General features: G+C 59.8%; 6 protein-coding genes, 1 tRNA gene and 1 pseudogene. 5 read left to right on the top strand and 3 right to left on the bottom strand.

The features are described 5' to 3' along the window. Positions 1-17 precede the first annotated feature (17 nt). A tRNA-Met gene (locus tag FHW79_RS31810) sits at positions 18-94 on the top strand. A 397-nt stretch (positions 95-491) separates the two neighbouring features. On the opposite strand, the gene FHW79_RS31805 is transcribed toward FHW79_RS31810, so the two are convergent. Further along, positions 492-1,412: a hypothetical protein gene (locus tag FHW79_RS31805; RefSeq protein ID WP_183182618.1), complete on the bottom strand. Its 921-nt coding sequence runs from the start codon at positions 1,410-1,412 to the stop codon at positions 492-494. 1,066 nt (positions 1,413-2,478) lie between these two features. Here FHW79_RS31805 and FHW79_RS31800 point away from each other — a divergent pair. Beyond that, a complete protein-coding gene (locus tag FHW79_RS31800; protein ID WP_183182617.1) occupies positions 2,479-4,530 on the top strand; it encodes a DNA cytosine methyltransferase in 2,052 nt (683 codons plus the stop codon). 103 nt (positions 4,531-4,633) lie between these two features. Here the strand turns inward: FHW79_RS31800 and FHW79_RS31795 are convergent, their stop codons facing one another. After that, entirely contained in the window at positions 4,634-4,777 is a 144-nt protein-coding gene (locus FHW79_RS31795; RefSeq protein ID WP_183182616.1) for a hypothetical protein, read from the bottom strand. 670 nt (positions 4,778-5,447) lie between these two features. On the opposite strand from FHW79_RS31795, the gene FHW79_RS31790 reads away from it, so the two are divergent. Together FHW79_RS31790 and FHW79_RS31785 are read left to right on the top strand one after the other, a co-directional pair. Then, on the top strand, positions 5,448-7,448 hold the full coding sequence (locus tag FHW79_RS31790; protein ID WP_183182615.1) for a hypothetical protein: 2,001 nt from the start codon (positions 5,448-5,450) through the stop codon (positions 7,446-7,448). 39 nt (positions 7,449-7,487) lie between these two features. Further along, entirely contained in the window at positions 7,488-8,282 is a 795-nt protein-coding gene (locus FHW79_RS31785; protein WP_247884721.1) for an IS5 family transposase, read from the top strand. Between the two features lie 44 nt (positions 8,283-8,326). Here the strand turns inward: FHW79_RS31785 and FHW79_RS31780 are convergent, their stop codons facing one another. After that, positions 8,327-10,006, bottom strand: coding sequence for an RNA-directed DNA polymerase (locus tag FHW79_RS31780; RefSeq protein WP_183182614.1), 1,680 nt, complete (start codon positions 10,004-10,006; stop codon positions 8,327-8,329). Positions 10,007-10,424: 418 nt separating this feature from the next. Here FHW79_RS31780 and FHW79_RS31775 point away from each other — a divergent pair. Continuing rightward, positions 10,425-10,883 (top strand): annotated as a pseudogene (locus FHW79_RS31775) (transposase); the annotation flags it as partial. Between the last annotated feature and the right edge of the window lie 93 nt (positions 10,884-10,976).

Here is a 10,976-nt window from a genome sequence, read left to right as displayed (position 1 = left end):
CTTCCCTAGGGAACAACCGCGGGGTGGAGCAGCCCGGTAGCTCGTCAGGCTCATAACCTGAAGGTCGCAGGTTCAAATCCTGCCCCCGCAACCAAATCAGCCTGCTAGGCCAATGGCTTAGCGGGCTTTTCCGTGTCCGGCGGATCGGATGCTGAATCCGTGTCCGTCCAATGTCCGTCAGAAGCGTGGCGCCGATTGACGCGAATTGGCGGTGGATGTCGTCTCGGAAGGGGAGGGCGGTGACGTGATCGGCGTCGGGCGAGGCGCGCGGGGTTCGTGCTGCACCCGCTCCCGTTCCGCCTTCCCACCCTTCCCGCCACAGGCCCGTGGGTCCGCCGCGAGCACCGGGATGTCCTTGTGCGTCCCGTCTGGCTGTCGCTCCACACCGTCCTCCACCAGAGCGCCTTCTGCGGCTCCGGCCCTGCAAATTCGTCCCGTCCCCCCGGTACCAACTCCCGTTCTTGATGCGGAAGCCGCTGTCCCCCCGACGCTCAGACGGTCATTCCAGACCGTACGCCTGTGCGTCCGGGCATGCCGCTCTGCTTCCGGGGTTTGGTCGTGTGGACGGTCATGCGGAACAACCGGGGATCATTCTCCTCCGCCTTTCCGTCCAGGCCCATACCACCGAGTTCCACCGGGCGCACGATCACCAACCGCGGTCCCGTTGGCAGGCGCGGTACGTCGTTCAATGCGCCTTTCACGGCCTCCGACATCAGCTGGGACGGCCGCACGCGCGGGCGCTTGTAGCCGATCATGGCGGCGAGTTCGTCGGCGGTGTAGATCTTCGTGACGGTCCTCCTGAACCGGTCCGCCGCAGGGGCGTAGAGGGCCGCCAGATGCAGGACACGCACACCGAACGCCGTTCGGCAGGCCCGTACCGCCCCGAGGTCCAAGCGGACATACGAGCGCGGTGAGACAACCGCCGGGCGCAGCGGCTCGGGGACGGCGTAGTTCAGCCAGCGCTCGCCGTCGTAGCTCGGGTTCTCGATGGCCGGGTACCTGATGGCCTCCGCCATCGAGCGGTCGGCCCCCGTGGCGTTCCAGACGATCTCCGCTGCGGCGATCTCCTTGATCAACGTCATGATCTCGCCCGGGCGCGGCGGGCGCCCGCTGTCGAACACCTTGAGGAACGCGGCGAGGTCGGGGAGCGCGACGCGTACGGTGGATGCGTTCGCCCCGGCGGCGTAGGCGTGCGCAAGCAGCAGGTCGGCCAACTTCATGGCAGCACGCGACAGGATGCCGTCGGGCAGTTGAAGGTCAAGCGTGGCCCGCGCCCTCAGCACGCGGATGCCATTGCCCACAGGGTAGCCGTGGGCGGCCCATGCCGTGAGCGCCTTGGCGATGTCGCGGCGGGCGCGGACATCCACAGGAACGCGGGTCTTCCGCTCGTCCTCAAGAGTGTCCGCCGCCATGCCTGCCCTCGTGCCCGGTGTCCTCGTCCTTCAAGGCTATCCCAGGATTCCCGATCCAGGGAGGGGGAAGGACGAGGGTGAGGGCGCCCCGCTGCATTCCTGACGACACTTCGGCGTAGTGAATGGCGCCGGGGTTTTATGCGGTGACTGTCTTCAAGGCGTTGGGCCGTCTCGCTCGTGGCGGTCATTAACGTAAGAAGATCTGGAAGCCGCCTGCGTCGGGGTGGCGGGTCGGCTCCAGCGGCATGGTGGAGGCGTCCTCCATCGGGGCGCTGTCCCCGCTGTTCCCATAGTGAATGGCGACGGGTTTTTATGCGGTCACCCCCGTGTAGCCATTGATACGCCACTGTTTTGGTGGGCATTAACGTAAGAATATACGGAGGCCGCCTCCGTGGCCCTCTTGGGCCTGTCCCATCGCCGCTGAAGCCGTCGCCCATCCCCACGGAGCGACAGGTCGTCCCCATGGGGTTGGTCGGACCCGTCGTGCTGGACGAAGCTCTATCTTTGTGAATGCCGCCGGACATCGTCGGGGCGGGCGACGACATCTCCGCTCTTTGCCGCCCCGGCAAAGCCGGGGTGGTGTGGGCAGGCTCCGGCTCTTGCGCGAAGCGCAGGCGACGACGAACGCCGCGTTGGGTGGCCGCCCGTCCTCACGATGCGGGCGACGATCCTGGGACAGCCGACCCGGCTAATCAGGGCGCCCGTCATCCGGCCCGGATCGGCGGACGGGGAGGGGACGGTCACCGTGCGCCGTCCTGGGCGCGCAGCGCCGGGCGACGACTGTCCCCGCGCCAGAGCGCCGCCTCCGTGAACCCGTTGGCGACATGAGGGGAGCGCAGCGGCCTCAGCAATGCGAATAGGTCAGCATAGATGACCTAATAGACAGGCGCGCCGGATCGCCGTGACGTTCGCCTCAAGCGCGTCACGGTGCTTGATCCAGACGAAGTACGCGTGACCGTGTCACGCGCGACCGCAAGGCCAAATTCAGAGGTGCGGCAACGCGGCCCCTGGTTCCAAGGCGAGGCCGCTGGCAGGGTGCCGCTCCCTTCCGGACCGCGGACCCAGCATGAGCGACACAAGTTCCCCGCCGCACCTTCCCCGCCTGAGGGCGCTCGGTCAAGCCGTCGAGGAGTACGAAGGCTCCGAAGCCTCGGTCGACATGGCCGCGGACGCGGAGCGCGAGCGCCTGGGCGAGCAGCGGCGAGAGCATGTTCGCGCCCTGGCGCGGCAGCGCCAGAAGCGGCACCGTGCGGGCGTGGCGAAGGCCGGTGGCGCGCTGTCGATCGACTTCGACGCCGTGAGCCATGCCGCGCTCGCGGCTATCGCCGAGCGCTGGGGTATGACGACGAAGGCGGCTGCCCGACACCTGGTCGTCTGGGCCGACGCGCACCGTGACGCCGTCACACCGCCGGAACACATTGCCCCCGAGGACGTCCGACGGCAGCCCAAGACCAAGCGCGTGACGGCGCGCACCTTCCGTCCGCGGTTCGTCTCAATGTTCGCCGGGATCGAGGCGTTCTCGGCGGCCACCAAAGACATGGGCTGGCGGTGTGCCGCGGTCGCCCAGTGGGATCCCTCGGAGCGCAGCCAGTACTCCGCGGCCGTGCTGGCCGAACGCCTCAGCCTGGAGGTCGTCAACCTGGGCGACATCCGCTACGTGCGCGGCAAGCACCTAGGTGGCTTCGACGTCCTGGTCGGCGGCAGCCCGTGCCAGAGCTTCTCGCTGGCCGGGCGCCGCCGAGGCACCCAGGACCCGCGCGGCAAGCTCACAGAGGCGTTCCTGGACATCGCCGTCGGCTCATCGGCGCCGGTCACTTTGTGGGAGAACGTGCGCGGGGTGTTGTCCCAGCGTTATGACCGTGAGGCGGACGCCGGGCACGCGGACGACGACACGGTGGACGTCGATAACGGGCGGGCCAACGCCGCGTACGACGACGCCTGCGATCTGTTCGGCTCGGTGCTCTCCGTCCTGTGCGGCGGCGATGTTCCCATTCCGCGTCCCCGTGCGCCCAAGGGGCGGCTGCTGTCCTGGCCCAAAGCGGGTGTCGTGCGTGGGCCGGAGCGGACGGTGGTCTGGCGCGTGCTGGACGCCAGCCTGTTCGGCTTGCCGCAGGCCCGCAAGCGCCTGTTCGTCGCGGCCACGACGCACGCCAGCGGCATCGACGCGGTGGAGGTCCTGTTCGACAAGCGGCCGACGTTGGGCGAACCAGAGTGGACGGCGGGCGGCATGGCCTACTGGGGGCTGCCCGACGCCCCCGAGGGACCTGCCAAGCCGAAGCGGCTCGGCAATGCTCTGGCCCGGGTGTTCGTCCGTGACCCCACGGAAGAGGAGGGCTACTTGATTACCCCCGAGCACGCCGGGGCCGTCCTGCTGCGCGCCGACAAGTACGTGGAAACCTGCGCCAAGCGCGGCGACAAAGTTGCGCGCCAGCACCTGCCAGCGTGGGTGCGGGCGGCGCTGGAGGTGGCGGCCGAGGGCCGGGCGTCGTTCCCGGTCGCCGACTTGGCGGAGCGGCTGTCCGGCACCCCCGGTGCGTGGAAGGCGTTCGAGGCGATGCTGCCGCCGAACCCCGGCGGGACGGCGGGCGCCCGCAAGGATGCTGTGCTGGTGGACGCCTATGGGCAGAAGGGGCTGGTGACCGTGCGCAAGCGTATCGCCTGCACGATGACGGCGAAATACGGCCAGCACCGCTCGGCGCGGCCGTTCGTCATCCGGCGCGAGGGCGACACGCTCCGGCTGCGCGCCCTGATGCCGCTGGAGGGTGAGCGGCTGATGGGGTTCCCGGACGGCTGGACTGAGGTGAAGCATTGGGATCACCCCAAGTCGCCCGAGAAACTGCGGCTGCGCGGGCTGGGCAACAGCATGGCCGTCCCCGTGATGGCGTGGATCGCCGGGCGCATGGACAAGGCCATCCGCGCCGGGATTACCGCGGGCACCTTCAAGCCGAACCTCGACGGCCGGATCGTGGCGGCGTTCGAACAGGCCAAGGAACCTGCGCTGTGGATCGACCGGGAGAACGCGCTGTTCCTGGGGAATGCCGTGCGGCGGGCGTTTAGGAAGACGCTGGTCGGGATGCTGCGGCGGCACAAGGGCGAACTGCCCAAGGCGGCGGATTGACCGGGAGCGGCGCTTGTCGGTCACCCTTGCCGCTCCCCGGTTCCAGGGCGAGCAAAAAAGACGGGGCAAGGTCGCTGAACCTCTCCCCGTCCGGCGGCGCCTGTCAGGCCGCCTGCTGTACCCGCGCGGAAAACTCACCGATCCATGCGCGCACGCGGCGGACGCTGACGCGGTGCCGCCGGGCGACAGCCAGCAGATCCCCGCCGTCCCAAAGGTCCTGACGGACCAGCAGACGCAGGTGCTTCATGTCAACGGTGGCCGCCACGGCCTTGAGACAGCGGCGCAGCGTGCGATCCGGCTCAGCGTCCGCCCAAACCGCGAGCTCGCGCGCCCGGCCGCTGGCGTAGGGCCGGAGGCGGGGCGGGCGCTCACCGCAGGCTGCTCTGTCGAAGCCTCAGCAACAAGAGTGAGAGATCCCAATGGGTCGAGGGACAACTGCGTTTCCTCTCGCTCCGGCAGCCGAAGGCGGCCAACCCACTGATGCGGTTGCGCTCTTACCCGACGGCTTTCGACAGAGCAAAGCACTCTTAGTCCGCACCATCTTATTCGACAATAGCACGCTTACCCGACGGCTTTCGACAGAGCAAAGCACTCTTAGTCCGCACCATCTTATTCGACAATAGCACGCGTCGGCTCTGTAGAATGTCAGCTGTCCGCCACTGGTTGATAATTTTATAAGTTTGATGTACTCTACCCAGCAATCATGCTGATTGACGCTACCATATGAAAGCATCACAGGTGAATACACAACCTCAATGCAAGGCCCTCCTCTTTCAACATCCATTCTAGGCTCCTGCTTTGGCGCATTATCTGAAGCGAGGTTTGGTGGCCACCATTCGTTGAAGTTTGCAACCCACCTGATGCCTTGGGTGGAGATCAGTAACGATAGCACCGCATTTTCATAGGAGAATCAAAGGATGAGTACCCACACGTCCGAATTACAGTTGGCGGCTAGAAAAAATTTAATCCAAAACCCCACATCCCGCAATGCTGATCCTATGGAATGGTTTGCGTCCTATAAATTACTAACGAACCCAACCGACAGGGATAAAGAGATTTTGAGAGCCGCTCTGACATTCGGTCGGGATAGCATCTACCTTTATTCCCGATATGGGGGCAGTTTTCTGGAGGGCGTAAGCGCCCCAACGTCTCGAAAACTAGCTATTGCGACGCTTAACTATCAATGCTCTATTATTATGGATAAGCAGCAGGCTAAGGTGAAGAAGCTAATAAGGGGCGGCGAGACATCGCTAGATCGGTTGGCATCCACTCCTCTTGGTGGCAACATTCAAAGCCTCTCCGCAGGCGACATGTTTGATAATACCGTGGATGCTGTTGAGCTTTGGTTGAAGAAGAACGCCTACGTTAATGCTAAGAATGATGTCATTTCTAATTATGGAGGGGTCGCTGCGGCAGCATTGATGTATTGCAGCATTGAAAAGGGGTACGCATCGCTTTGGCAGCAAACAATATGGAACGACTGGAAGCTAATTGACGACGATGGGGCTGTGATTCATGCCCCATGCGATATTGATAAGGAGAAGCTGAGGATATCCTGGGGTATCCGGCATGAAAGTAAGTTCAGTCAACACGCTGTGCTAGCAATAAGTGACTGGAAGCATAAAATGTCAAGCGATGAGCGGCAAAAGAAAATAAGCCGCAGAACTGTTACGGCAATCGAGGTTCGGCCTAATGGTAAGAAAGAATTTAGGGTGAATGTTCCCAAACAAAGTGAAAATAAACCAGATTCGCTTTATCTAACAAAGGTGTCAGTGGACAACAGCTACCTGAGCTTGTTTTGGAATGAAAACCTGCCAAGTGTGGGGGTGTCAGTAAGTGTGGCTGTAGAGGCTTTTCTGATAATTTCAGACATCGCGGAAGTGCTTGCACGCGGGCTTGGCAAAAGGGGACTTTCTGGCCGAGAGTGCGTCTCACTGTGGTCGCTGGGAATTTCAGTGGAGAGGCTTAAAGAGATATTCCAGCAGTGCCTTTCAGTATCTGATGAGCAGGCGCGGGTGATAATTGAATTTTTCTCGTGGACGCCGACCTCGTATAAGGGACTCTGGGGAGCGCCGTTGGTCTCCGTTTCTAACGGGAGCAGAGTTTGTATTGCAAGGCCAGTAGTATCAAATCCTAATATGCAGCGCACTATAGAAATAATAATGAAGCGGGGAGGGCTTACGGACGATGAGAACGAGAACTCACGCGGTAAGCCGTTCGAATCTAATGTTCGCCGCGAAATTATATCTGCGATAAAGCGGAATGGCATTCTCTCAAAATCAATTTGTGCCGAACATGCGCTCAAGAGGAAGGGTGCGGGGGAAGAGATTGACCTCTTGTTCACCATTGGAAGAACTCTGTTTGTTGGGGAGGTAAAATGCTGGATGTTCCCGTCAGATCCACTTGAGTATGCAAACCGCAATAGAGCTATAGAGAAGGCAGCCTCTCAGGCTCGGAAGAAAGCCGCATGGGTAAAGGAAAATATCGAAAGGGTTGCTGGCCACCTCGGTGTCGACTCCGATAGGTTAAAAGGATTTAATGTGGTACCTATCGTAGTTCAGAATCAAAGCTATGGGATGTCATTGGAGGTGAATGAAGTAGTTGTGACCGACTTCGATTTTCTGGCTCTTTATATCGGATCGTCGCGATATACCGCAGGAGGTGCTCTGTTGGCGGATGGCAGGGAAAGTTTTCGCTTCGAAAGCTTCTACCATTCAGAGATTGAGGCCGAGGCAAATTTTTGTCGAACAATGAAGGATCCGCCAGTGCTCAAGCGCTTTAAAGACAGACTTCAATGGATGGTAAATGAGTTTCCAACCTCCGGTGACTGTCCACTATACTTTATGAGCGGAGTTCTCGGTGAATTGACAGGCGCAGATAAAGCACTCTCAGACGCGGCTTCGGTAGCAATGGACTAAGGCCTGTTAGTTCTTGAGGCCTCTGCCTACCTGATAGGGATGGCAGTTGAGCATCGAGTTGAGGTTCTGACGGACACGGAATGGGCGATCCTGCGCCCGCTAATCGAGGAATGCCGCCCCCACGGCAAGACGCAGCACCACGACCTGCGCCGGACCATCGAGGCGATCCTCTGGCGGCATCAGAACGGAGCGAAGTGGCGGAGCATCTCGTCGGAGCTGGGGCCGTGGTGGATGGCGGCGCAGACCTTCATCCGCTGGGCTCGGCTGGGCGTGTGGGAGCGTCTGCTCGATCTCGCCCAGCAGCGGGGGGATCGCCCTGGGCATGACCTTCCTGGACGGCACGAACATCCGGGCGCACGCCAAGGCGGCGGGCGCGTCGAAAAAAGGGGATCTGGAGCACAGCGGGACGTGCGTGAAGCGCTTGGGCGCTCTCGTGGCGGCTATGGCACGAAAGCCTGCGTGATCGTGGACGGTGGTGGGCGGGCGCTCGGCTTCGCTCTGGCCCCCGGCCAAGCCCATGAACTGCCGCTCGTCCCCGCTCTGCTGGCGATCCTGCCGGAGGTTCCCGGCTGGGTGGTGGGCGACCGCGGCTACGCTTCGGACGCCTTCCGCCAGCGGGTCTGGGACCTCGGTGCACGACCGGCGATCCCGCACAAGAAGACCGATGCGCCGGTCGCCTGCCCGGCGTGGATCTACAACAACCGCAACCGCGTCGAGCGCTTCTGGGCCAGGATCAAGGAGTGGCGGGCCATCGCTACCCGCTACGAGAAAACCGCTAACTCCTTCACCGGCGTCCTTTGCCTCGCCGCCGCTCTCGATTGGATCAAGAACTAACAGGCCCTAGGTCTCAATACTGACCTTGCGGTACCAACATGTATTCACATGCTGGCTAAACCGAATGATCCCTCATCAGTTGGGTCTTCCTCGATTGGCATTAGGGCTGCGTTAATCTTCCGAATCCTCCGTTTAGTAAGATTAATTGATACATCACCAAATATTGCGTCGTCCAAGAAAGTTACGCCATTGCTCAACAAATCGGACATAAACGGATGATTTTGTATGGCCGCCTCCATTTGCTTATCTTTCGTCCACCTCCTGCGAACGCTTTCGTAGTACATAAGCCAATGTACTCCGTCCACACCTTCTTTTTTTACAGCGGCGCGCCAATTGAATGTAGCAAATTTTTCCTTGAGAAGCCCTTTCTCATTAAGAAGTCCAAGAATGGCGTATACCGCAGAGCAAGTTGAACTGTGGTAGTCAGAAAATTCTGCGCGAGACACTTTAATCTTAAGTGCCCCACAAATTACCAATGCCCATGCCACTTCGAAATCATGGCTGTGGCGAGCGTGTGTCTTGAATACCACATTCAACCACTCGGAAATAAGGTTGATTGCGAGCGGGCCCTGGCACTTCTTCTTGTTATTAATTATAAATGTAGCAACATGACTTATGCATACAGGGAATTCTCTGGAAAGTCGGAGAAGAGTAGATAGTATAAGGCCAAAATTTCCATCATCATACTGGATTGATATCAGTTTCTGGACAACCCACTTAACGGGAAAAGAGTTTCCTAAAGCGTGAGTGTGGTATAGAGCAAGGTCGGTGAGTTTTCTAATGTCATTCGCCTGCGACCTAGCGTTGCCTTGTCGAATCTGTTGCTGCATTAGTTCGTATCGCCAGCGATCCATGAAAATCGCTTGTGAGGGTTTTAAAGCAGTCTTGTCGTCATTTAGTTGCAAATTGTAGTTTGATAATGCATTCCGAAGGGAGGTTAGGGTGATTGCGCACTCAACTTCCGAATTAAATCCAATGAAAAAATCGTCGACGAGCCTAAAGCCAGGTCTGCCGCTTATTGCCTTGGCAACTCCTTCGTCATTGTGAATGCCGCTGAGCAGTACTTCGGCGATTATTCTTGAGGTATCTGGGCCGACGGGTATGCCGAACGTTTCTCTCGACTGGCACGATTGAAGTGCGCGGTCAAGTTCATCGGTCCAATGAAAAGGTTTACCGCCTTTCTTCCCCTTCTTTCCTCCATTCATGAGCTCCTTGACCTTTGCCTTTCCTAGAACAGCCCACGGAATGGAGTGTGTATATATTGTATAGAAAAAACGAGAAATGTCGGCTGATAGCACATAACAAGATCTTCTTGCGATGTCGCTTCTTTTTTTGTCAAGGTTGGCAAAAGAAACCCCCTTAAATGCGCGGTAGTTCTGCAGGTCTGGATTTGGATTATACAGACTAATCTGTGAGTTACCTATTATCGTTCTGATTTCTCTGTGATTTTTAGTAATTATCAGAGACACCCTTGCTTGTGAGGCTGGGTGAACAAGGGCTAAATCTCGCCTAGTCTCGTTTTCCCGAGGAACATTGAACCTGTCGAATCTGGTAGTGATCTTCGAAAGTACAGTCGACTCTTTGGATTTGATTGAATTGTAATTTGATCGGCAATATGCCGCAAAGTGTCTCGCAGTTATAGCTGGAGGCACCTCCGCAGGAAGGTACGCAGAATGCATGAGCGCAGAAAAAATTTCCTGATGTCGAATTCTGGAAGGCGGCATGGTAGCATCCCTTAACGGATAGGGTATCCCTATCCCACTACCACATGGCCTGTAGAGCATCAACTTTTTGCATATTGTGTTCAGGCTGGTGCGCTTTTTCGGCAATCTCCTGGGAATCGTAATCAACCATCGCATTTGGCTGATGCCCAGCGATCATATGGATGCCTACGGTTAGAAGGTCCTGGTAACAGCGCGCAAGCGTGACGCCTGCACGATGAGGCGCTTGAATCGGCGCACATCAATGATGCGCCATCAGCAGAGGCCATTCACCGTAAATCACTGGGCAGACACGACTTTGGTCGGTCAGCGTGGGGATGAGCGGACGCCGATAGAGGGCTAACACTACCTTGCCAACCTGATTGGAAGGGGTGGCCGGCTTGTCTGTTGAGCGTTTCAGGGTTCTTCCTGGGAGGCGGCGATGGGCAAGGCAGCTGAGGCGTGGACGGCGGACCTGGAGCGTTGGCTGGCGCCGTTCCTGGAGCGGCTTGCTTACCCTGCCCAGCGCCGCTGGGCGCCGCTCTACATCGCCGGCTTGCTGGCGCCGGGGGAGCGCAAGAGCCTGGAGCCGATGGCCAGCCGCATCGCGCCGGGTCACCTCCAGCAGCTTCATCACTTTCTCTCCACCTCGCGCTGGGATCCGGCGCCTCTGGCGGAGGAACTGGTCCGCCAGGCCCAAGCCCTGGTCGGTGGCCCGGATGCGGTGCTGGTGGTCGATGACACGGCGCTGGTCAAGAAGGGCGAGCACTCGGTCGGCGTCGCCCACCAGTACTGCGGGCAGCTTGGCAAGCAGGCCAATTGCCAATCCCTGGTCTCGCTGACCTTGGCGCGCGCCGAGGTGCCGGTGTGCGTGGCGTTGCGCCTGTTCCTGCCCGCGGCCTAGCATTACAGTTGCGCCTTACGCTTGTGGGCTTGGTTGGCGATGGCCTGATGGCATCGTCTCCAAGCTGACCATGCGATGACGGCAGCGGGC

The organism is Azospirillum sp. OGB3 (assembly GCF_014192915.1).
Classification (GTDB): Bacteria; Pseudomonadota; Alphaproteobacteria; order Azospirillales; family Azospirillaceae; genus Azospirillum.
Note: the sequence above shows the minus strand (reverse complement) of the source record. Positions and strands in the feature narration are given on the sequence as shown.